Annotated in this window: 19 protein-coding genes; 5 read left to right on the top strand and 14 right to left on the bottom strand. The window is 74.0% G+C overall.

Annotated elements, in window-relative coordinates; all coding sequences use genetic code 11:
• Nucleotides 1–40 precede the first annotated feature (40 nt).
• The 3 genes from ACIA8L_RS42185 to ACIA8L_RS42175 are packed head-to-tail and all read right to left on the bottom strand — an operon-like array spanning nt 41 to nt 3,032.
• A complete protein-coding gene (locus ACIA8L_RS42185) occupies nt 41–700 on the bottom strand; it encodes a response regulator (RefSeq protein WP_395913624.1) in 660 nt (219 codons plus the stop codon).
• Nucleotides 697–1,881 carry a sensor histidine kinase gene (locus ACIA8L_RS42180; RefSeq protein WP_395913622.1) on the bottom strand — a complete coding sequence of 395 codons (1,185 nt, stop codon included), beginning with the start codon at nt 1,879–1,881 and terminating at the stop codon, nt 697–699. Before ACIA8L_RS42180 ends, ACIA8L_RS42185 begins: the two co-directional genes overlap by 4 nt.
• Nucleotides 1,866–3,032: an alpha/beta hydrolase family protein gene (locus ACIA8L_RS42175; protein ID WP_395913620.1), complete on the bottom strand. Its 1,167-nt coding sequence runs from the start codon at nt 3,030–3,032 to the stop codon at nt 1,866–1,868. Before ACIA8L_RS42175 ends, ACIA8L_RS42180 begins: the two co-directional genes overlap by 16 nt.
• Nucleotides 3,033–3,218: 186 nt before the next feature.
• On the opposite strand from ACIA8L_RS42175, the gene ACIA8L_RS42170 reads away from it, so the two are divergent.
• Entirely contained in the window at nt 3,219–5,216 is a 1,998-nt protein-coding gene (locus ACIA8L_RS42170; protein WP_395913618.1) for an FAD-dependent oxidoreductase, read from the top strand.
• Nucleotides 5,217–5,290: 74 nt separating this feature from the next.
• On the opposite strand, the gene ACIA8L_RS42165 is transcribed toward ACIA8L_RS42170, so the two are convergent.
• Nucleotides 5,291–6,952: a M28 family metallopeptidase gene (locus ACIA8L_RS42165; protein ID WP_395913616.1), complete on the bottom strand. Its 1,662-nt coding sequence runs from the start codon at nt 6,950–6,952 to the stop codon at nt 5,291–5,293.
• Between the two features lie 160 nt (nt 6,953–7,112).
• On the opposite strand from ACIA8L_RS42165, the gene ACIA8L_RS42160 reads away from it, so the two are divergent.
• Nucleotides 7,113–7,292 carry a hypothetical protein gene (locus tag ACIA8L_RS42160; protein ID WP_395913615.1) on the top strand — a complete coding sequence of 60 codons (180 nt, stop codon included), beginning with the start codon at nt 7,113–7,115 and terminating at the stop codon, nt 7,290–7,292.
• A gap of 19 nt (nt 7,293–7,311) precedes the next feature.
• Here ACIA8L_RS42160 and ACIA8L_RS42155 read toward each other — a convergent pair whose 3' ends face one another.
• Both ACIA8L_RS42155 and ACIA8L_RS42150 read right to left on the bottom strand, forming a co-directional pair.
• Nucleotides 7,312–8,097 (bottom strand): hypothetical protein, encoded by a 786-nt coding sequence (locus ACIA8L_RS42155; RefSeq protein ID WP_395913614.1) that lies wholly within the window; start codon nt 8,095–8,097, stop codon nt 7,312–7,314.
• A 60-nt stretch (nt 8,098–8,157) separates the two neighbouring features.
• A complete protein-coding gene (locus tag ACIA8L_RS42150; protein WP_395913613.1) occupies nt 8,158–9,177 on the bottom strand; it encodes an NADPH:quinone reductase in 1,020 nt (339 codons plus the stop codon).
• Between the two features lie 97 nt (nt 9,178–9,274).
• Between ACIA8L_RS42150 and ACIA8L_RS42145 the strand changes: the two genes are divergently transcribed.
• Nucleotides 9,275–9,628, top strand: a complete 354-nt coding sequence (locus ACIA8L_RS42145; protein WP_395913611.1) for an ArsR/SmtB family transcription factor — start codon at nt 9,275–9,277, stop codon at nt 9,626–9,628.
• A 66-nt stretch (nt 9,629–9,694) separates the two neighbouring features.
• Here the strand turns inward: ACIA8L_RS42145 and ACIA8L_RS42140 are convergent, their stop codons facing one another.
• The 3 genes from ACIA8L_RS42140 to ACIA8L_RS42130 all read right to left on the bottom strand — a co-directional run bounded on the left by ACIA8L_RS42140 (nt 9,695) and on the right by ACIA8L_RS42130 (nt 13,483).
• Nucleotides 9,695–12,139 carry a glycoside hydrolase family 48 protein gene (locus tag ACIA8L_RS42140; RefSeq protein WP_395913609.1) on the bottom strand — a complete coding sequence of 815 codons (2,445 nt, stop codon included), beginning with the start codon at nt 12,137–12,139 and terminating at the stop codon, nt 9,695–9,697.
• Between the two features lie 145 nt (nt 12,140–12,284).
• On the bottom strand, nt 12,285–13,118 hold the full coding sequence (locus ACIA8L_RS42135) for a methyltransferase (protein ID WP_395913607.1): 834 nt from the start codon (nt 13,116–13,118) through the stop codon (nt 12,285–12,287).
• Nucleotides 13,115–13,483 (bottom strand): winged helix-turn-helix transcriptional regulator, encoded by a 369-nt coding sequence (locus ACIA8L_RS42130; RefSeq protein WP_395913605.1) that lies wholly within the window; start codon nt 13,481–13,483, stop codon nt 13,115–13,117. The genes ACIA8L_RS42135 and ACIA8L_RS42130 overlap by 4 nt, the downstream gene beginning before the upstream one ends.
• A 65-nt stretch (nt 13,484–13,548) precedes the next feature.
• Here ACIA8L_RS42130 and ACIA8L_RS42125 point away from each other — a divergent pair, with 65 nt between their 5' ends.
• The gene (locus tag ACIA8L_RS42125) at nt 13,549–14,154 is read left to right on the top strand and encodes an NADPH-dependent F420 reductase (RefSeq protein WP_395913603.1); all 606 of its coding nucleotides are present in this window, start codon (nt 13,549–13,551) and stop codon (nt 14,152–14,154) included.
• Nucleotides 14,155–14,158: 4 nt separating this feature from the next.
• Here the strand turns inward: ACIA8L_RS42125 and ACIA8L_RS42120 are convergent, their stop codons facing one another.
• Together ACIA8L_RS42120 and ACIA8L_RS42115 are read right to left on the bottom strand one after the other, a co-directional pair.
• The gene (locus ACIA8L_RS42120; RefSeq protein ID WP_395913601.1) at nt 14,159–14,566 is read right to left on the bottom strand and encodes a DUF1257 domain-containing protein; all 408 of its coding nucleotides are present in this window, start codon (nt 14,564–14,566) and stop codon (nt 14,159–14,161) included.
• Nucleotides 14,567–14,583: 17 nt separating this feature from the next.
• Nucleotides 14,584–16,182: an Hsp70 family protein gene (locus ACIA8L_RS42115; RefSeq protein ID WP_395913599.1), complete on the bottom strand. Its 1,599-nt coding sequence runs from the start codon at nt 16,180–16,182 to the stop codon at nt 14,584–14,586.
• 22 nt (nt 16,183–16,204) lie between these two features.
• Between ACIA8L_RS42115 and ACIA8L_RS42110 the strand changes: the two genes are divergently transcribed.
• Nucleotides 16,205–16,741 carry an NUDIX hydrolase gene (locus tag ACIA8L_RS42110; RefSeq protein ID WP_395913597.1) on the top strand — a complete coding sequence of 179 codons (537 nt, stop codon included), beginning with the start codon at nt 16,205–16,207 and terminating at the stop codon, nt 16,739–16,741.
• Here the strand turns inward: ACIA8L_RS42110 and ACIA8L_RS42105 are convergent.
• The 3 genes from ACIA8L_RS42105 to ACIA8L_RS42095 are packed head-to-tail and all read right to left on the bottom strand — an operon-like array spanning nt 16,731 to nt 21,120.
• Nucleotides 16,731–17,699, bottom strand: coding sequence for a hypothetical protein (locus tag ACIA8L_RS42105; RefSeq protein ID WP_395913595.1), 969 nt, complete (start codon nt 17,697–17,699; stop codon nt 16,731–16,733). The genes ACIA8L_RS42110 and ACIA8L_RS42105 overlap by 11 nt on opposite strands.
• Nucleotides 17,696–19,495 (bottom strand): hypothetical protein, encoded by a 1,800-nt coding sequence (locus ACIA8L_RS42100; RefSeq protein WP_395913593.1) that lies wholly within the window; start codon nt 19,493–19,495, stop codon nt 17,696–17,698. The genes ACIA8L_RS42105 and ACIA8L_RS42100 overlap by 4 nt, the downstream gene beginning before the upstream one ends.
• A gap of 14 nt (nt 19,496–19,509) precedes the next feature.
• Nucleotides 19,510–21,120: an AAA family ATPase gene (locus ACIA8L_RS42095; protein ID WP_395913591.1), complete on the bottom strand. Its 1,611-nt coding sequence runs from the start codon at nt 21,118–21,120 to the stop codon at nt 19,510–19,512.
• Nucleotides 21,121–21,145 lie beyond the last annotated feature (25 nt).

Genomic DNA, 21,145 nt, shown 5'->3' with positions numbered 1-21,145 from the left:
CACCCGTCTTCGCAGCGAAGTCGACGGCCTGAGGCCTTGGCTACGGCTCCAGGGGCACCAGGCCGCTGCGGTACGCCCAGATGACCGTCTGCACGCGGTCACGGGCACCGATCTTCGCCATCGCCCGGCCCAGGTGGCTCTTCACCGTGCTGACCTCGACCACCAGCTCGGCCGCGATCTCGGCGTTGGACCGGCCCTCGGCCAGTAGCCGGACGATCTCGGCCTCGCGCGGGGTGAGCAGGTCCGGCGCGGGGCCCGGCGGCGCGGCGGCCCGGCGGCGGCGGGCGAACTCGACGATGACCCGCCGGGTGACCGCGTGGTCGACCAGGCCCTGACCGGCGGCGAGGCGGCGGATCGCGTCGAGCAGGGTGTCCACGTCCGCGTCCTTGAGCAGGAAACCGCTGGCGCCGGCCTCGAGGGCGCTGAAGAGGTACTCGTCCAGCTCGTACGTCGTCAGCACCAGGACCGCCGGCGCCGGGTCGAGGGTGGTGACGATCTCGCGGGTCGCGGTCAGCCCGTCGCCGCCGGGCATCCGCACGTCCATGCAGACCACATCGGGCTTGAGCCGGCGGGCCATCCGGACGGCCGCGGGTCCGTCGGCGGCCTCGCCGACCACGGTGATGTCGCCGGCCAGCTCGATCAGCGACCGGAAGCCGGCCCGCAGCATCGCCTGGTCGTCCGCGAGGAGCACGGTGATCAAGCGTCGTCCCGGGTGGGCGGGGCGGTGAGCCGGACCCGCCAGCCGCCGCCGGCGACGGGTCCGGCGTCCAGCTCGGCGCCGATGAGCGCGGCCCGCTCCCGCATGCCGACGAGGCCGAAGCCGCGGTGGCGGCGGTCCCGGCCGGTCGGTGCGGCGGCGGCCGGACCGTTCTCGATCTCCATTGTGGTCTCCGACTCCCGGTAGGCCAGCGCGATCGTCACCGGCGCGCCGGGGGCGTGCTCGCGGGCGTTGGTCAGCGCCTCCTGCGCCACCCGGTAGAGCGCCAGCTCCACCGCCGGGTCCGGCCCGGCGGGCGCGCCGTGCACCGTCAGTGCCGCCCCGGCGCCGGCGGCCAGCCGCTCGATCATCGCAAGCCCGCTCCCGTCGGGCAGCTGCGGGTCGGCGCCGGCCTCGTCCCGCAGCGCGCCGACGATCAACCGCAGGTTGTGCAGAGTGTTGCGGCCCTCCTCGCGGACGGTGGCCGCGTGCCGGCGGGCCGCTTCCGGGTCGCGGTCCAGCAGCCGCTCGACCAGCGTGGCCTGCACGATGAGCGAGGTCAGGTGGTGGGCGGCGACGTCGTGCAGCTCGCGGGCGGTGCGGGCCCGCTCGGCGGTCAGCACCGCCTCGGTCCGGGCCCGGTGCGCCTCGGCGTCGGCGGCGGTCCGCGCGGCGACCGCCTCGGCGTAGCGGCGGCGCATGGCGAGGTGCGTGCCGAGCAGCGCGGCCCCGACGTAGAGCAGCACCGACAGCACGAGGTGCAGCGCGATCTGGGTCAGCTCCAGCGCCGGGTCGCGCAGCGGGGCGAGGCTGAGCGTCGCGTACCCGCCGATCTCCACGACCGCCGTGGCCACGGCGAGGGCAATGGCGGTGCGGCTCGGCATCAGCGTGCCGCAGGTGTAGACCGCGATCGCCAGCCCGACGCCCCGCAGGCCGGTGCCGTGCGGGGCGGCGGCGGAGATCGCGGTCTGCAGCACCAGCATCAGCGCCAGGCACCACACCGGGCGGACCCGGCGCACGCCGATCAGCAGGGCCTGCGCCGCCATCAGCGCCAGGACGGCGCGGCCGGGCCGGCCGTCCGGGGCGGAGAGCCACAGCACCACCCCGGTGAACGGCACGGCGGCCGCGGCGAGCGCGCCGTCCTGGATGAGCTGTTTGCGGGTCACGGTCAGCGGTGTCCGCACAGCCAGGCGGTGATGTCGCGCAGCACCGACGGGTCGGGGTTGCCGGGCTCGGGGCGGTACTCCGGCGTGACGTTCATCAGGTGGCTGACGCCCGGGTAGGTGATGAGGGTGTGGTCCCGGTTGCCGGCCGCGCCCAGGGCGGCGTCGGTGACGATCGCGCCCCGGGCCGGGGTCTGGATGTCCGTCTGGCCGTTGAGCAGCAGTACCGGGCCGTCGTACTTCGGCAGCTCCTGCGCGGGTGTCCGGAACCGGGCGATGTCGGTGACGTACCGCGCGAACCGCTCCGACGTGCCGGGCAGGTGCGGGAACCGGTCGAAGCCGACGGCCGCGCGCACGACCGGCTCCACCTCGGCGTCGATGTCCAGCCGGCCGTCGCCGTCGGCGTCGGTCGCCGGGTTGGTCAGGACGGCCCGGAACTGCGCCGCCTCGTCCTCCGGCCGGCCCAGGAGCCCGTCGCTCACCTCCGCCGCGCTCAGCCGCCCGTCGCCGTCGAAGTCGAACTCCTCGTGCAGCTGCCCCAGCGTCCGCCCCACCGCCTGGTAGTACAGCACCTCCCGCGGGGTACCGGCGACCACCCCCATCGCGACGACGCCGGCCGGCCGCGCGATGCCGTAGCCGCGCGGGTCGGCGACGAGGTTCCCGGCGACCTGGGTGCCCTCGCTGTGCCCGAGCAGGAACACCCGCTTCGGGTCGACCCGCGACAGGCCCCCGGCGAACCGGACCGCGGCCGCCGCGTCCCGCACGGTCTGCTCGTACGGCTTCTCGGGGTCGAGCAACGCCGGGTCGTCGCTCAGCTTCGGCCCGACCGCGACCACCCCGCGCTTGTTGAAGCGCAGGACCGCGAACCCGCCGCGGCTCACCGACTGCGCGACCGTCCTGAGCGTGGCCACGCCCGGCGCGAGCGTCTGGTCCATGTCGTTCTGGCCGCTGCCGTGCAGCAGCACCACCACCGGCAGCCGCCCCTTCGCGCCCTTGGGGTAGGTGAGCTCGCCCGCCGCCACCCACCCGCCGTCCATCGGGATCGTCACGGCCTCGCGGGCGATCCCGTCCCAGTCACCGCCCGGCCGGTCGGTCGCCTGCGCGCGGGCCAACGGCACCAGCCCGATCGCGAGCGCGGCCGCGGCCAGTGCCGCGATCTTCCTCAGCCTCATCGTATTCTCCCTGCTCCGGGTCGTTTCGACACCCAGAGCGTGCCGCCCGCGGGCCGCCGGGCACATCCGGCGGAGGCCGGAACCCGCGCTTGCGACCTCCGACGGAGGCGGCCCGCGCAACGTGGACCAAGTTGACCGGATGCCCGCTTCTATCAAGAATGTCCGGGACGCCATCCGGGGGGAGCCATGTTGTCGCGTCCATTCAGTCGGCGTCACCTGCTCGGGATCGGCGCCGTCGCCCTGGGCGGCGCGGCCCTCGCCGGGTGCTTGCCGAGCCCCGCCCCGCCCGAGGCCGACGTGGTCGTCTACGGCGCGACCGTGGCCGGGGTGATGGCGGCGATCCAGGCCGTCCGGATGGGCCGCACCGCCCTGATTCTCGAGCCCGGCAACCACATCGGCGGCATGACCACCGGTGGGCTGGGCTACACCGACATCGGCGCCCCGGACTCGGTCGGCGGGATCGCGGCCGAGTTCTACCGCCGGATCGCGGTCCGCTACGGCGCCACGGACGGCAGTCCGCGCTACACGTTCGAGCCGTCGGTCGCCACCGCCGTCCTGCGCGAGATGCTCGCCGAGGCGCGCCTGACCGTGCGCACCGGTGTGCGGCTGCGCACGGTGACCCGCGCCGGCGGGCGGATCACGTCGCTGGTCGCCGAGGCCGGGCCGGCCTACCGGGGCCGGATGTTCATCGACGCCACCTACGAGGGCGACCTGATGGCCGCGGCCGGGGTGCGCTGGACCGCCGGTCGGGAGGCCAACTCCGAGCACGGCGAGACCGCCAACGGCGTCCAACTCCTCCGGGAGGTCCCGGCCAAGATGCTGGTGGACCCGTACATCGAGCCGGGGAACGCGGCCAGCGGGCTCCTGCCCGGGGTCTCCGCCACGCCGGTCGCCGCGAACGGCAGCGGCGACGAGCTCATCCAGGCGTACACCTTCCGCATGTGCCTGACCCAGGCCGCGGACCGGATCCCCCTCGCGAAGCCCGAGGGCTACGACCCGGCGACCTACGAGCTGCTACGGCGCTACATCAAGAACGGCGTCTCCGGGCCGTTCTTCAGCACCTACCCGGTCGGCGGCGGCAAGACCGACGCGAACAACCTCGGCCCCTACTCCACCGACTTCGTCGGACAGAGCAACACCTACCCGACCGCGTCCTGGGCCCAGCGGGAGTCGATCGTCGCCGCCCACCGCACGTACCAGCAGGGTCTGGTCTGGTTCCTGGCCAACGATCCCCGATTGCCGGCCGCGGTTCGCAAGACCGCCGCGTCGTGGGGCCTGGCGGCCGACGAGTTCACCGCCACCGGCGGCTGGCCGCCGCAGCTCTACGTGCGCGAGGCCCGGCGGATGCGGTCGGAGTACGTGATGACCGAACACGACTGCCGGGGCACCCGGACGGCCGCCGACCCGGTGGCTCTGGCCAGCTACACCATGGACTCGCACAACATCCAACGGGTGGTGGTGGACGGCGCGGTCTACACCGAGGGTGACGTGCTGGTCCGGACTCCCGGCCCCTACCCGGTCAGCTTCCGGTCGATCGTGCCGCGCGAGGCCGAGTGCGCCAACCTGCTGGTGCCGGTCTGCCTGGCCGCCAGCCACATCGCGTACGGCTCGATCCGGATGGAGCCGGTCTTCATGATCCTGGGCCAGTCCGCCGCCACCGCCGCCGTGCTCGCCATCGAGGCCGGCACCGCGGTCCAGCGGGTCGGCTACCCGGCGCTGCGGGCCCGGCTGACCCGGGACGGCCAGGTGCTCACCTGGCCGCCGCTGCCCGACGGCGACATCGTCGTCGACAACGCCGCCTACACCGGCGTCACCGCCACCGGGGACTGGACGGACGCCTCGGGCACCGCCGGCTATTTCGGTGCCGACTTCGCGCACGACAGCGGCGCCGGCGGCGGCCCCGACACCAGCTTCCGGTTCACCCCGAATCTGCCGAAGGCCGGCCGCTGGACGGTCTACCTGCGCTGGACCGCGGCCGAGAACCGGGCCCGGGCCGTGCCCGTCGACATCGTGCACAGCGACGGCACCACGACCCGCACAGTCGACCAGCGCGCCTCCGGCGGGACCTGGGTGCCGCTCGGCACCTACTCGTTCGCCGCCGGCACCACCGGCAGCGTCCTGATCCGCACCGACCACACCGAGGGGTACGTGATCGCCGACGCGGTCCGGTTCGCCCCCGCCTAGCCAGTGCCCGGCATCGTGCCCGCGCAGGCCGCTGCCCCGGCGTGGATGCCGGGGCAGCGGTCGGTTCGTGCCGTTCAGCGGTCCCGGTCGCCTCGGTGGCCCTGGTTCTTGAACTGGTGCGCGTTCCCGGCCGTCTTGGTGTTCGTCGTGTTCGTCTTCGGCGGGAAGGCGTTCTTGGCGTGCGCGAAGTACCAGACGGTGTGCACGAGTGTGTTCTTGAACTGCTGCAGCGAGCGCAGTGCGTTGCCGCGGAGGCTGTTGGCCTGTTGCTGGGCGAGCGCGGGGTTCGTGGCGTACGTCTCCATCGTCGTGGCCGGTGGCTGCCTGGTGACCGTGGTGTAGGTGTCGCAGTCCTCGTGGTAGCACGGGTCGAGCTGTTCGCCCAGGACGCCGCCGTACTTGGCGACCTGATCGGCGGTCTTCGGCGCCTCGGCGCCGGCGAACACGCCGCCCGCGGGGATGCCGCGGTTGACGAAGCCGACGTAGTCCGAGCGGCCGTCGAACGGGATCGGCTCGCTGACCAGGCCGCGCCGGGCCCAGTAGTCGGTGAGCACCCGCTCGATCGTGCCGGAGCCCTCGGGGCCGGAGTTCTCGGAGCCGAACGTCGAGCCGTCGCCGTCGTAGACGAGCCGCGCGAAGTTCGGCGAGGCGATCATGTCGGTGTCGAGCATCATGTCCGTGCGCGCGACGTCGCTGTCGGACAGGTGGGCCGCGTAGTACTGCGAACCGACCAGGCCGTCCTCCTCGCCGCCGAACCACAGGAAGCGGATCTTGTTGCGCGGCGGCGTGCCGGCCCGGGCGAGCTGCTCGGCCAGTGCGAGCTGGAACGCCGTACCCGACCCGTCGTCGTTGATGCCCGGACCGGCCGTCACGGAGTCCAGGTGGGCGCCGAGCAGCACCACGTGGTTCGCGTCACCGCGCTTGGTCTCGGCCACCACGTTGGGGTAGAACCGGTCCTCGTCGACACCGCTGGTCGCGAGGTCGACGGTCGGGTTCTGGCCCGCCTTGTACGCGTTGTAGAGCTCCTGCCCGACGGCGAAGCTCGACACCACCGCGGGCAGCGGGTATCCGGCCGGGCCCGATCGGAACAGCGCGTTGCCGCGGGCCGCCGTGTCGCCCTCGTTGAACACGATCACCCCGGCCGCGCCGGCCTGCCGGGCGTTGTCGAGCTTCTCCGTGAACGTGCAGGTGCCCCGCTGGATCAGCGCGACGGCGCCGCTCGTGGCCGCGGGGAAGTCCGACAGCTCACAGCCGGAGGTCGTGCCGCCGGGACTCGGGATCACCACATCGTCGGTTGGGATGACCTTGACGTTGGTCAGCGACGTGGTCGGCGAGTGCTCGAACGCGATGAAGTCGACCGACGGTGAGTCGTCGTCCGCGGCGCTGCCCGCGGTGTAGGACTTGGCGGCCGGGGCGGTCTGCCGCAGCACGGGCGCCGCCGTCTCGCGCCACTCCGGCATGTTGAACATCTCGTAGTGGGCACGGTAGCCGGCCTTCTCCAGCGTGGCCTTCACGTAAGCCGCCGACGCGGTGTAGCCCGGCGTGCGCGTGGCCCGCGTGCCACCGTTGCGGTCGGCGATGCGCTGCAGCGCCCGCTGATGCGCGGTGATGCCCTCCACCGTCACCAGCCGCTCCAGCCCGGTCGAGTCGAATTCCGCCGGTGCGGCCGCCGCCGGCGGCGCGCCGATGAGCGCAACGATGATGACGGCCGCGGCCACGATACCGACCCGATGCATCTCGCCTCCTGAGTCGTGCCTCCTGGACCGCCACCGTCCCATAGCCCGATGTCAGGTCACAACCCTCATCTATGCGTCAGGGGTACAGTCGAGCTGTTCAGGCGGCAAATGCGAGTGCGGCGGGGGTACCGTCGCCGCGCCGGACGGAGGAGTGGCGATCATGAGCGCACAGCCCAAGCGCGTCCCGGGCCAGACCGACGCCGAGTACAACGGCGGTCCCGATCCGAATGCGAAGTTCCTCGGCGCCCACTCGCTGTCCGGCGGCGGCGACCCGTCATGGGTGGGCCGGCTCTTCAGCGCCATCGCCGGTCGCCTGACCGGTCGCCGCGGTCGCGCCTGAGCGGCACCCGGCCGGCTCGTCACGATGACGGCAGCCGGTCCCAGTCGGCGGCCATCGTCGCGGAGTCGTGCGGGTCGACCTTTACCGGGATGACCCCGCCGGGCTGCATGACGCCCACCCGGTCGGCCGGCACCGCGAACCGGCCCGGGCCGGCCACCGGCGCCCGCCCGTCGAGCTCCAGGAGCAGCTGGACGTCGTACACGGGACGGCCCTGCTCGTCGAGCTGCCCGGTGTACGTCGCGCCGAGCACCCGGGCGGTCGCCGGCACACCGGTGCGCAGCAGGCGATCCCGGAGCCGGGCGGCCTCGGCCGCGGTGGGTGCCGGCGGCGCGGCGGGCGCCGGGGCGGGGCCGGACCAGTCCACGACGATCCGCTCCCGGTCGGTCGGGTCGACCACCACCGCCAGCGGCTGACCGTTGCCGAGCCGGCCGACCGCGACCAGCGGGACGAACACCTTGAGGGCCACGTCGAACGAGCCGTGGACCGCCGTGACCACCCGCAGCTCCAGCTCGACCTGGGGCTGGTTGTTGATGAAGACGCCGGTCTGCCGGGCCGCGAGGACCTGCGCCTGCCCGGCCACGCCGGTCGCCCGCAGCCGGCTGGCCGCGGCGGCGTGGCCCCGCAGCCCCAGACCGATCAGCAGGAACAGCGCCCCGGTGACGAACAGGATGATGCCGATGATGAGCAGCACCGATCCAGCCGCCGGCGCCAGGTCGAACAGGACCGCGACGAGCATGGCGGCACCGATCGCGAGCTCGACGGAGCCGATCAACACCATGCCGATGGGCCCGCGGTTGGAGGTCATCGCAGCAGCATGATCGACAAGCACCCGCGCCGCAGTCGTGTGGATGACTCCCGCCGGGGTTCAGGATGTGACGTCGACCAGCGCCTTGCCGGTCTCGCCGCCCTCGACCGCCCGGTGCGCGTCGGCGGTGCGATGCAGTGGAAAGCGGAGCAGTGGCAGGCCGTGCTCCTCACCGACGGGCAGCGCGCCGTCCTGGAGGGCGGCGGCGATGTCCGCGACGGCGGCGGCGCGTGCGTCCGGGCCGGCCGTGTACAGCACCAGGAACTGCATCCGGGAGTTCAGGACCAGGTGCGGCCCGACGTCCAGCTCGACGGTCCGCCCGCCCTGGTTGGCGTACACCGCGATCGTGCCGCGGGTGCGCAGCACGGCCTGGTCCAGGGAAAGATTCGCGCCCAGTGCCACCTCGGTGATGATGTCGACGCCGTCCGGCGCGATGGCACGAACGGCGGCGGCCGGGTCACCGTCGCGGTAGTTGATGGCGTGGTGGGCACCGGCGGCGGTCGCCAGCTTCGCCTTCCCGGGGCCGCTGACGGTGGCGATCACCGTGGCGCCGGCCCAGCGGGCGAGTTGGATCACGGCGTGCCCGACGGCACCGGCGCCACCGGCGGCGAGCACCACCTTGCCGTCGAGCGCGCCGGGGTGCAGGCGGCGGGGCCCGTCCTCGGCGACGGTGAGCGCGCGATGCGCCGTCAGCGCGGGGACGCCGAGCGCGGCGCCGACGTCGTAACCGGCCTTCGCGGGTAGCGGCACAGCCCGCTCGGCGGGCACGACGGTGTACTCCGCCGCAGTGCCGGTGGACCGGCCGGCGGCGGCCATGAAAAGCCATACCCGTTGGCCGACCCGTCCCGGATCAACCCCAGCACCGACGGAGTCGATCACCCCGGCGCCGTCGAGATGCGGCGTGACCTCGGCGAAGAGCTTGCGATGAGCGATGCCGGAGCGCGCCTGCCAGTCCGTCGGGTTCACCGCGGACACGACCACCCGGACGCGGACCTCGCCGGGACCGGGGTCGGGTCGGTCCCGTTCGACCAGCCGCAGGACCTCGGGCCCGCCGTTCTCCCGATAGATGATCGCTTTCATGGCCGACCCCTGTTCGATCGTGATCGTACTGTTCGAGTCGCATCGAACGGTACGATGGGGGTCGAACATTTCGCAAGCCCGGGTTAGGCTTCGTCCCGTGACCGAGGTGATCCAACCGGCCATCGAAACGGTGACCATCGATGTCATGCTCAGCGCGCTCGCCGACCCGGTGCGCCTCGCGCTCGTGCGGGCCTTCGACGCGGCCGGGGACTGGACCTGCGGCAGCGACGTGCTCAAGGACACCGGCGCCACCATCGCCAAGTCGACACTGTCGCACCACATCAAGGTCCTGCGGGACGCCGGTCTGATCCGCACGCGGGTCGACGGGATCCGCCGGCTGGTCATCCTGCGATACGACGACGTGGAGGGACGCTTTCCAGGGCTGCTGGCCATGCTCCGCGAGGCCGGCCCGGCCCGGCCGACCGTGGAGCCGCCGGCCGCCGCCACATGACTCCGGCAACGGTCCGGCCCGGTCGCGTGGTGCTGCGACCGGGCCGGGTTTACCGGAGGTGCTGGGTCAGCTGCCCGAAGCGCTCAGCGTCGGGGCGGCGTTGGTGCCGGAGTAGGTGCCCTGGAAGCCGAAGCTGGTCGAGCCGCCGGGCGGGATGGTGCCGTTGTAGTTGAGGTTCGTGGCGGTGACGTTGCGGCCCGAACTGGTGACGCCCGCGTTCCAGCTGCTGCCGATCTGCTGGTTGCCGGCCCACGTCCAGGCTACGCGCCAGGAGCTGATCGGGGTGGTGCCGTTGTTCTTCACCGTGATCGAGGCCACGAAGCCGGCGCCCCAGTCACTTTCGATCTTGTAGGTGGCCGTGACGCCCGTGCCGCCACCGCCGCTCGGGCTCGGGGACGTCGACCGGGAGGCCGACGCCGACGCGGAGACCGAGGCCGACGCGCTGGCCGAGGCCGACGCCGACACGCTCTTCGACGGCGACGGGCTGGTGGTGGTGCCGCCCAGGAACAACTCCGAGTACAGCGCCAGCGCCATCGCGACGTCGGCCTGGGCCCAGAAGCGGTGGTACGTGAACGACGGCGCGGCCCCGCCGTTGAGGTACGCCTGCACCTTCGACCAGTCGGGGTCCCGCTGGTAGAAGGACCGGATCGACAGGAAGGTCGAGCTGGAGTTGATGGTGTCGCCGTTGGGCATCTTGCCGGTCCAGCCGGACGGCACGTAGACCGGGTCCTTGAACCGGCTGTAGTCGGTGCGGGTCTCGGCGATGCCGATGCCCTTGCTGTCGGTGTGCACAGCCAGGGCGTCGAGCAGGTTCTTGCCGAGCGTCTGCGCGGCGGTGTTGTTGGCGGCCGACGCGTAGTACAGCAGGGTCTTGATGAGCGCGGCGGTGACGCCGACGTCCATGCCGGACTCGGTGACGCTGACCCGCAGGTTGGCGTTGGCGCCCGGGCTGGACGCGTTCCAGGTGTCGGGCTGCCCGCTCCAGCTCAGCGTCGACGGGATCGAGAAGGTGCCGTTGGTGCCGACGGTGACCTTGCCGGAGACCCAGGTGACCCACTTGTCCAGGACGGCCTTCACCCGGCTGTCCTTGGTCAGGTAGTAGTACTCGGCCCAGCGCTCCATGCCCCAGGCCTGCATGCCGAACCAGTTGTTGCTCGGCGGGTCGTGGTAGACCGGCTCCCAGTCGTAGGCCATGCCGTAGAACGTCGGCGTGCCGGCCGGGGGCTGGCCGTACTGGCCGTCCCAGCTGTTCGTCGCGCCGCCGGCGATGCCGCCGTCGGCCGACTGCAGCCAGCGCAGGAACTCGATCTGCCGGGTGAGGCTGGTCGCCCAGTCCGAGCGGCCGGTGGCCGACTTCGGCGCCATCGCGGTCACCGTCGACAGCGCCCACGCGGCCACCGGGTTCTGGTAGCCGTGGTGGGCCGCACCGTCGCCGATGCGCCACGCCCAGCCGCCGCCGGCCACGGCGCCGCCCCACGCGTAGTACCAGCCGAGCAGGTAGTGCGCCGAGTTCTTGCCGCTGCCGGGCGCGCAGCCCGACGGGCTGGTGCAGCCGCCGACCTGCTTGAAGTACTTGTCGAACATGCCGTAACGCAGGTAGTCGCCCATCTTCGCGGCCTTGGCCACGGAGGCGGAGACGGCACCGGCGTTGCCCTGGGCCGAGGCCCAGCGGTAGGCCCAGTAGGCGGCCTGGACGGCCCGCGCGTCGGCGTCGGGGGCGTTGGTGTACTTGTACTGCTTGGCGTAGCTCTGGTCCTTGACGAACAGGTCCAGGTAGCCGTTGGTGCCGCCGTACTTCATGAGGTCGGTGCACGGCTGCGGGATCGTCTCCCAGACCGACTCCTGGGCGCCGCGCTGGTAGGTGTTGATGTAGCAGGGGCCGGGCGCGCTCGGGCCGTTCTCGGCGCCGGTGCCGGCCGTGTTGCCGTAGCCGTACACGTTGTCGACGTCGAGCAGCCAGTGCATGCCGTAGATGTCGGCGGTGCCGTAGGCGGACTGCAACTCGGCCGCGATCGGGTCGGCGCCGGCCTTCACCGAGCTGTCCAGGGCGCTGGGGTAGTTGCTGGGCAGCGGCCACTCCGGCGCGTAGGTCGCCGGCGAGCTCGAGTTGTACGAGCCGTTCGAGGGCTGGTCGGTGTTCGTCGGGATGATGTACTTCTCGGCCGCGGCCCAGGTGGCGTTGAACGGGGCCCAGTCCCCGGTCACCCGGCCGTACGTGGCCTCCAGCCACATCCAGTAGCTGAACGCCTCGGACGTGGTCTGGTGCCCGTGGTCGGGCGCCTCGACCATGAGGGTCTCGACCGAGTGGTACGGCACGCCGGAGGAGTGGAAGTACCCGTTGGCGGAGTTCTTGATCTTGGCGTACAGGTCGAGGAACTGCTGCGCGTAGGCGTCCGGGGCGGCGGCGGCATTGGTGGCGGCCGATGCTTCGATCACCTTCGAGCCGACGGCGATCGCGGCGGCCGTGCCGCCGGCGACGGCGACGAACTTTCTGCGGGACAGGCGGGACATGGAGCCTCCTGCGGGGTGTGCGGACGCGGCGGGGCTAAACTGATCAGCGATCAGGTGGGAGCGTTCCCAACCCTTCGATTTACGTCCATACGCTGTCAACCCACGGGCCGCGACTGCGCCGTCACAAGGGCTTATTCCCTGAAAATTACCGCCGGCCGATACCGCCGGACTCCTCCGGGCGGCGTCCCCAGGCCGAAATGAGCGGCGCCAGGGTGAGGTCGAGCGCGCCGGCGTCGACAGCGGCCAGATGGGCGTCGATCTCCGCGTCGTCGGCCAGGCCGGCCGCGATGAGCTCGGCGCGGACCATGCGCACCGTCGCCGCCTCCAGCCGGTCGCAGGCCACCCCGCCGAACGGGAAGAAGCCGGCCGCCCGGACGTCGGCCAGGCCGGCCGCCCGCAGCGCCCGCGGCAGTGTGCGGCCGAAGCGCAGGTCGGCGCCGCGGCGGGTCATCAGCTCCCGCACGGCCCGCCGCAGCCGGTTGGCGCGCCGCTGGTCCTCGCCGGTCTCGTCGAGGCACGCGAGGGGCTGCAGCTCGGTGTCGGCGTCCTCGACCAGCAGCCACCCGCCGGGCCGCAGGGCCGCCACCATCGTCGCCAGCGCCCGGTCCCGGTCCGGCAGATGGACGAGCACCAGCCGGGCGTGGACCAGGTCGAACGTGCCCGGCTGCGGCGGCGGGTCGGCGACCACATCGTGCCGGAGCACCTCGTATCGCCCGTGCCGGTCCAGCCAGGCCGGATCGATGTCCGTGGCCAGCACGTGCCCGGTCGGTCCGACGGCCGCGGCCAGGGCGTCGGGAATGCCGGGCCCGCCGGCGCCGACCTCCCAGCAGCGCCACCCCGCCCGCACACCGAGCCGGTCGAAGTGCCCCCTGGTCACACCGTCGAACAGCTCGGCCATCCAGGTGAACCGCTCCCCCGCCTCCACCCGGGCGTTGTCGAGCAGATAGCGGCGATCGGGCGGCGGCGACGACGAGTTCACGCCTCCATCTTGGACCTGGCCGCGGCGCACTGCGCGGCCAGGACCGCGTCGCCGTAGCGCAGCGCCCACTGGCCCATCGCGCGCATCGGCTCCAGCAGGGCCCGGCCGATCTCGGTGAGCGCGTAGTCGACCCGCGGCGGCGCCTCGCTGAACGTCTGCCGGGACACCAGGCCGTTGTGCTCGAGGCGGCGCAGCGCGTCGTGCAGGACCTTCGGTTTGATGCCGCCGATGCGGGCCGCCAGCGCGCTGGGCCGCATCGGGCCGCTCGCGCCGAGCGTGAACACCACGACGCTGTCCCACCGGTTCGCGAGGATCTCGAACGCGAGCCGGGCCTGGCAGTCAGCGGTGAAGTCGTCCTCGTCCACGGTTCGATTCTGCCGCGGCACCGGACACCATTCGGTGTGCATCGGACGGCCTAGCGTGAAAAACCATGAAGATCGGCATCATTGGTACCGGCAACATGTCCGCCTCGCTCGGCCGTGCCTGGATTCGGGCCGGCCACGACGTCCTCGTCGGCGGCCGGAGCGCCCGGCGGGAGGCGGCCCGCCACGGCGACCTCGTCCTGTTCGCCGTCCCCGCCGCGGCCGCCCCCGAGATCGCCGCGGACCTGGCCGGGGAGCTGGCCGGCACGATCGTCCTGGACTGCACGAACCCCGTCGCGCCCGGCCCCGGCGGCCCGATGCTCACCGTCGCGCCGGGTGACGCGGTCGCCGCCCGGATCGCCGCGGCGGCACCCGCGGCCGCGGTGGTCAAGGCGTTCAACCTCTGCCACGCCAGCATCTGGACTCTCGACCCGCCGGTGTTCGAGGGCGTGCCGCTCGGCGTGCCCTACTGCGCGTCGACCCCCGAGGCCGGTGCGCGGGTCGCGGCGCTGATCGCGTCGATGGGCTGCACCCCGGTCGCGGGCGGCGGCCTGGACCGGGCGCCCTACCTGGAGGCGGCGGCGGCCCTGGCGATCGGCGTCTGGTTCGCGGGCGGCTCCCCCCGGGCGATGTTCCCGTCCGTGGGGCGGGTGCCGGCCGGGAACGCGAACTGACGGCCTACGAGCTGCGGCGCAGCAGGAGGCGGATCGAGCCGTCGGTCTGGCGCTCCTCGCCGGTCACCTCGAAGCCGTTGCGCTCGGCGTATTGCAGGGTCGCCGAGCGGCCGTACTGCTGGGTGAGCTGCCGCAGCCAGGGCTCGCCGTGGCGGTGGCGGTCGAAGTCGCTGATGATCGCCTCGAAGGTGCCGTCGTCGGCGCGGCGGAAGCCGATGTCGTTGCTCGCGTCGCCGATCTGGGCGCGGCGGACGATGACCTCGGCCGTCTCCGGGCGGGCGTCGCCCTGGTAGCCGAAGAGGACCTGCGGGGCGTCGTGCACCTCGGCGCCCGGGTAGCCGACCCCGGCCAGGGCCTCGGCCAGCAGCTGGGCGTCGCGCAGGGCCGTGCGGACGCGGGTGAAGTGCGACATGCGAGGCCTCCAATGGGCTAGGCGAGCTGGACCACCGGGCGGCGGTCCAGCAGCCAGATGCTGCGGTCGAGGTCGAAGGCGGACACGGTCAGGCGTTTCTGGGAGTCGATGCGGAACTCGAGGAGGAAGCGGTCGGCGCCGGCGACCGCGGGCGGGTCGGCGTCCAGGAACGTCGGGCTGTCCTCGTTGAGCCACAGGGTGCTGCGCTCCTGGCGCTGCTGCGGGCTGACCGGGGCGGCCCGGGCGCCGCCGTCGCGGTCGAAGACGATCTCCAGGTCGGCGCCGGCGTCGCGGTAGGTGGCGTGGGCCAGCTCGTAGACGGCCAGGCCGAGGCGGCGCTGGCCGGTGCGGACGCCGCGGATGGTCAGGGACTTGACCGGCTCCTCGGTCGGATACGGGGTGCCCGCGGCGACGAGCGGCTCGAACTCGTAGCCGCCGGAGCCCTGGTTGACGTGCCGGATCGCGTAGTCGTGCTGGATGTGGTCGTGCAGCTCGCGGCCGCCGGCGATGCCGGCCGCGCCGACGGCGACCGCTTCGAGCGGGCGATCGAGGTGCAGTACCCCCGGCTCGAACTGCAGCCGCAGCAGGTCCTGCACGGCCGGGATCAGGCTCGTGCCGCCCACGAGGTACACGCGGGCCAGCTCCCCGGCCGGGTAGCCGCGCGCGGCGGCGGCGTCCAGGACCCGGCGCAGGGTGCGGTTGACCCGGCCCAACAGGTCCTCGTCGCGCAGGAGCCGCTCCAGGTCGGCCCGGTCGACGGTGACCGGGGCGCCACCGGGCACCGCGACCCGCACCGCGTCCTGGTGGCTCAGCGTCACCTTCGCCGTCTCGGCCTCGGCCAGTACCCCCGCGAAGATCTTGTTGTGTCGCACCGGATCGCGGGGCCCGCCGCCCGAACGCTCGAGCAGCCAGCGGGCCAGCAGCGCGTCGACGTGGTTGCCGCCCAGGTCGGCACCGGCCTTGGCCACGACCCGGACGGCGGCACCCCCGGCCGCCTCGTCGGCGTCGCGGACGACGACCACGGACACGTCCAGGGTGCCGGCGCCGAAGTCGAACACGGCGAACGCGTCGCCGGGGCTCATCCGGCCCCCGTAGCCCACCGCGGCGGCGGTCGCCTCGTCGACGACGCGGAGGCGAGCCTGGGGCAGGTCGCGGCCGACCTCGGTGACGAGCCAGTCGCGGTAGCGGTCGAACGTCTCGACCGGGGCCGTGGCCACGATCTCGAGGTCGTCGGCGCCGACCGCGAGCACGGCGAGGGCGGTGACGCCGCGCAGGAAGTCGGTCGCGGCCTGCCGGCCGGTGATCCGGTGCCCGCCGACGGTCCGGGGGACGTCGGCGACCCGGCCGGCCAGGTTTGCCTTCATCGATCGGAAGACAGTGCCGCCGGGGCCGGGGTCAGTGAGGCCACCGGCGCCGAGGGCGGTGCCGACCCGGCCGTCCGGACCGATCCGGTATCCGACCACGGAGGGCACGACCCGCTGGAGCAGCCCGGGCACGGGTTCGCGGACCACGTCGTAGCCGGGCAGGGGGATGGGCTCGGCCCGCTGCCCGGCCGCGTCCCACCCGGCGACCACCGTGTTCGCGGTCCCGAAATCAATCCCGATGCGCGTGGTCACGCCCCCAGGATAGGTTTCGGACGTGCTCGCCGATGCCCTGGACCGATACCGCCCGACCGACCCCGCCGAGGAGGCCGACGTCGCCCGGGTCCGCGCGCTGCTCGCCGCCGGTGGCGACGTGTGGTCGCGGTCGACCCCGCTGCACGTGACCGGCTCCGCGCTGATCGTCCACCCGCCGACGGGCCGGGTGCTGCTGCGCTGGCACGCCCGCCAGGAGGCCTGGCTGCAGGTCGGCGGGCACGGCGACCCGGGCGAGACCGACCCCCTCGCGATCGCGCTGCGGGAAGGGGCCGAGGAGACCGGCCTGGCCGATCTCAAGCCGTGGCCCGACCCCGCCGCGGCCGCCATCGTGCACGTCGTCGTGGTGCCGGTGAACGCCCGCGGCGACGAGCCCGCGCACGAGCACGCCGATGTGCGGTTCGTGCTTGCCACCAGTACCCCCGAAGCCGCTCGTCCGGAGAAGCCCGACGCACCCTTGCGCTGGCTGTCCGTGGCCGAGGCCCTGGCGGTCGTCACCGAGCCCAACCTGCGCGAGACGCTGGCCCGCGTCACGCTGTGAACCCGCCCAGCTCGATCTCGTCGCCGTAGCGCACCCGCAGGCAGTCGCGCAGCAGCTCCAGCAGGTCGCGGACGGCGGCCGGCGGGCGGCTCGCGGTGAGGTAGCGCTCCAGCACCCCCAGCTCGACCGGCCCCAGCTCGCCCAGGGGCCGTTCGGGCAGCTCGCACAGGTCGACGACGCGGTCCCGGCCGTCCGGCGCCGGCACCAGCACGACCGGCGGGCCGAGCCGGATCAGCTCCCACGTGGCCCGGTCGAGCCGGCCCGCGTCGGCCCCGGCCAGCCGGGCGAAGAGCCGCGCCTCGGCCGACCCGTCGGGCCGCCAGCCGCCGAGGCCGTGCACCGCCTCCGCCGCCTGCGCCACCGGCAGGCTCCAGATGAGCCCGGCCCGCCCCGAGTCGGCCGCCGGCCCGCCGCCGACGACCAGCACCGGCTCCACCCCGGCCGCGGCCATGGCGGCCAGGACCGCCCCGCGATCCCGCAGCCCGGGCCGTTCGAGGGCGGCCCGCAGGGCACCGCCGTCGGGGTCGGTCGCGTGGTACTGCTCCACCTGCCCGGACACGATCAGCAGCAGCGCGGCGACCGGCGCCGGCACCTTCCCGATCGCGTGGGCGGCACACCAGGCGGCCAGCCCCGGCCGCCCGGGCGCGCGCAGGCACAGCGCCTCCAGGTCGCCGGCGGGCCCGTCCAGCACCCGCAGCCGCGCCGGCACCGCGACCGGATGCCCGTCCTCCCGCTCCGCCGCGGCGAGCAGTTCGTCGCCCGTGAGCGCCGCCAGACAGTCGCCCTGCACGGCCGACCACAGCGCAGGATCCGGCATCGGTACCGTCAGCAGCGCGCGCCACACCGCCTCCCGCAGCTGCGGACCGCCGTCCTTGTCCAGCAGCCACAGCAGGCCCGCGACCGCCGCGCGGTCCCCGGCCGCCGCCCGCCCCACCGTCAGCCGCAGCGCCGCGTTCACACCACTCCCCCGATCGCGATGTCGTCGTCACCGGGCCGTGGCCCGCGGCCGAGCACGATGTCATGGCCGTAGCGGAGGTGGACGCAGTCGCGCAGCAGCCCGTACAGCTCGCCGTCGGTCTCCGCCTTCGCCGCCGCGTCGAGGAGCTCGGCGTCGGCCGGGGTCAGCTCCCGCAGCGGCCGCCGCGCCAGCTCCTCCAGCCGGGTCGGCGACACCCGGACCGCGTCGCGCGGCAGCTCCACCTGCCATGTGACGAACGCGGACCGGCCGGCCGCGTGCCGCGGGTAGACCGGCGCCGTCGCGTCGGCGAGGGGCCCGGGCTCGGCCGGCTCCAGCGTCGCGGCGTCGTAGTAGCGCAGTCCCTGCCGGTCCCGGGCGGTCAGCACGAGCAGGCCGGTGCCGTCGACGATGTCGAGACCCAGGCCCGGCGGGACGGTCTCCTCCGCCTCGACCTCCAGCGTGGCACCGGCGATGCGCCAGCGGGTGAGGCGGCTGTGGCGGCCGGTTGCGTAGGTCTCGAGCGTGACGAGCCGGTCGGGGGCGGGGAAGACGGCCCCCTCGAACCCGGTCTCCGGGAAGTTGTCGTCGAACGCGCGGTCGCGGGCCCACTGCACGATGGTGCGGCGGGAGTCGCCGGTCCGCAGCACGAGGCGGTCGAGGCTGCCGACGACGATGTGCCGGCCGTCCGGGGCCGCGGACAGCCACCGCCCGAGCAGGTCACTGAAGTCCCACGGGCCGTCCGGTGCCCGGGGCGTGACGCCGTCCGCGGTGCCGGACACCATCCGGGCCCGGTCGAGCTGGATCGCCACGAACCGCCCGCCGGCGCCGAGGCGGACCACGCCGCCGAACTCGCCCCGGATGAGCCGGGTGCACTCGCCGCGGCGGTAGCGGTACAGGCCGTCGCCCTCGATGCCGACAACCGCGTCACCGAGGTGCGCCAGGGTGCGGCAGTTGGGCGATGCCAGCAGCAGGGCGTCAGCGAGGCGATCGCGGCGGTACCGGTACAGCCCGGCCCCGGTGCGGGCGTCCGCCTCCACCAGCCACACCGCGCCCCGGCCGGCGTCGCGGTAGTGGTAGGCCAGCCGGGTCCCGTCGGCCGACAGCGCCACGTCCCCGGGCCGCCCCGGCAGCGGCAGCTCGTAGGCCTCCGGCAGTGCGGCCACGGCGGCGGCGACGCGCTGCGGGTCGGCCGCCGCCAGCCGCTCGAACAGCGCCGCCGCGGCGGGCCCGGCCGGCCGCCAGGCCCCGAACCGGGCGACGGCCGCGACCGCGTCGGCGATCGGCAGGTCCCAGATCGGCTCGGCGGTGGCCGCGTTCCCGGCGACGACGGCCGGGTCGAGGCCGGCCGCGGCCAGGGCCGCGAGCAGCCGGGTCCGCCGCGTCGGGCCGCCGTCGGCGAACGCGGCCCGCAGCAGGCCGTGGCCGGGGTCGACGGCGTGGTACCGGGCCTCATGCCCGGTGACGAGCAGCAACGCGGCGGCGATCGTCGGCTCGGCGGGCTCGAGGTCGTGCGCCCGGCACCAGGCGGCCAGCTCCCGCGCTTCCAGCGCGTGCCGCCCGAGCTCCTCGACCAGGTCGCCGGGCCCGTGCGCGGCGACGGTGTCGAGGATGCGCCGGCGGGCGTAGTCGACGACCGGGTGCCCGTCGCCGCGCCCGGCCGCCGCGACGAGGTCGGCCCCGGCGAGGGCGGGCCACTCCCCGACGGCCGGCGGGCGCCGCACGGTGAGCCGCAGGACCCAGATCGCCCACCGGTTCCCGGCCGCGACCCCCGCGATGAGCCGGTCACGCACGCGCACGGCCCGGAACAGGTTCAGTTCAGGTCACCGTCCCAGCCGTCCGGGTCGCGGGGGAGGTCGGCGGGCAGGTCGAGCTCCAGGCCGGGCCCGCGGTCGGCCGGGTCGCGGCGGTCGGTGGCGGCCGAGGCGGGCTGGGCCCGGCCCTGGCGCAGCCACGCCCGCAGGTGCTCGATCACCTCGCGCTGCGAGCGGCTCAGCGGGACGGTGCGCAGCAGGGCCTCGGTGAGGTCGGCGGTGCGCAGGTCGCGGTCCTCGGCGAACGCGTGGTACATGGCGTCGATGACGGCCTGCTCCAGCTCGGCCCCGACGAAGCCGTCGGAGATCTGGGCGAGGTGGTGCACGTCGAACGCCTCGGGGTCGCGTCGGCGCTTGCGCAGGTGCACGGCAATGATCTCGCGCCGTTCGCGTTCGGTCGGCAGGTCGAGGAAGAACACCTCGTCGAACCGGCCGCGGCGCAGCGTCTCCGGCGGCATCGCGGCGACGTCGTTGGCGGTGGCGACCACGAACACCGGCGCGGTCTTCTCCTGCATCCAGGTCAGGATGGTGCCGAAGACCCGCTGCGAGGTGCCCCCGTCGAGGCCGCCCGCGGCCAGCGCCTTCTCGATCTCGTCGATCCACAGCACGCACGGCGCGACGGTCTCGGCCAGCTGGATCGCCAGACGCACCCGCTCCTCGGACTCGCCGACGAGCGAGCCGAACAGCGCCCCGACGTCGAGGCGCAGCAGCGGCAGCCGCCACAGCCCGCCGATCATCTTCGCGGTGAGGCTCTTGCCGGTGCCGGGGATGCCGATGAGCGCGAGCCCCTTCGGCGCGGGCAGCCCGTACTGCGTCGCCTCCGCCGAGAACGCCCGCTCCCGCAGCGTCAGCCAGCCTTTCAGCGCGTCGAGGCCGCCGACGTCGTCGGGGCTCTCCTCGACCGGGTAGAACTCGAGGGCGCCGCTCTCCCGCACGACGGCCTTCTTCTCCTGCAGGACCGTGTCGAGCCCCCGGTCGTCGAGGACCCCGTCGCGCACGATGGCCTTCGCGAACGCCCGCTTGGCCTGCGCGACGGTGAGCCCGAGCGCGGCCTGGGCGAGCTTGGCCCGCCCTGGCTCGCCGAGCGAGGCCTTCACGCCCGCGGTGCCCTCGATGAGCCCGTCGAGCTCCTGGCGCAGCTGCGGCGCGCTCGGCAGCGGCAGCTCGATGACGACGGCGTCGTTGCGCAGCTCGACGGGGACGGTGCGGGTCGGCGCGATGACGATGAGCGACGCTCCGGTGTAGACGAGCTGCTGGGCGAGGTTCTTGAGCTTGCGCCGGATGCGCGGGTCGCGGGCCCAGAACTCGTGGAAGTCCTTGAGCACGTAGAGGTCGCGGCGGTCGGGGCTCTTGTTCGCCAGCTCCTTGATCTTGTCAAGGGCCGTGCCGGGGTCGCCGGTCTCGGGCAGCGGCCGGTGCCCGGCGGGCGGGCGCGCGGCCGACGTGAAATGGTCGGCGATGTCCCACACGACGAGGTCGGTGTTCTGGTCGCGGTCCCGGCGCACGTCGTCGAGGATCTCGATGGCCCGCTGCTCCTCGATCGTGACCAGCACGATGAGCGCGACGCGGGCGCGCAGGTACAGCCGAATCTCGTCCCCGACCCCAGCCACGCGCCTGTCCTCCCCGTTGGTGTGT

This window comes from Dactylosporangium sp. NPDC051541, from assembly GCF_044454505.1.
In the GTDB taxonomy this organism is placed as follows: Bacteria; Actinomycetota; Actinomycetes; order Mycobacteriales; family Micromonosporaceae; genus Dactylosporangium.
This window is presented reverse-complemented; position numbering and strand designations above follow the sequence as displayed.

Excerpts from the sequence above, each read along its gene's own strand:
- ACIA8L_RS42175 (WP_395913620.1), bottom strand. The coding sequence starts at position 3,032 with ATGAGGCTGAGGAAGATCGCGGCACTGGCCGCGGCCGCGCTCGCGATC.
- ACIA8L_RS42170 (WP_395913618.1), top strand. The coding sequence starts at position 3,219 with ATGTTGTCGCGTCCATTCAGTCGGCGTCACCTGCTCGGGATCGGCGCC.
- ACIA8L_RS42165 (WP_395913616.1), bottom strand. The coding sequence starts at position 6,952 with ATGCATCGGGTCGGTATCGTGGCCGCGGCCGTCATCATCGTTGCGCTC.
- ACIA8L_RS42160 (WP_395913615.1), top strand. The coding sequence starts at position 7,113 with ATGAGCGCACAGCCCAAGCGCGTCCCGGGCCAGACCGACGCCGAGTAC.
- ACIA8L_RS42155 (WP_395913614.1), bottom strand. The coding sequence starts at position 8,097 with ATGACCTCCAACCGCGGGCCCATCGGCATGGTGTTGATCGGCTCCGTC.
- ACIA8L_RS42150 (WP_395913613.1), bottom strand. The coding sequence starts at position 9,177 with ATGAAAGCGATCATCTATCGGGAGAACGGCGGGCCCGAGGTCCTGCGG.
- ACIA8L_RS42140 (WP_395913609.1), bottom strand. The coding sequence starts at position 12,139 with ATGTCCCGCCTGTCCCGCAGAAAGTTCGTCGCCGTCGCCGGCGGCACG.
- ACIA8L_RS42125 (WP_395913603.1), top strand. The coding sequence starts at position 13,549 with ATGAAGATCGGCATCATTGGTACCGGCAACATGTCCGCCTCGCTCGGC.
- ACIA8L_RS42120 (WP_395913601.1), bottom strand. The coding sequence starts at position 14,566 with ATGTCGCACTTCACCCGCGTCCGCACGGCCCTGCGCGACGCCCAGCTG.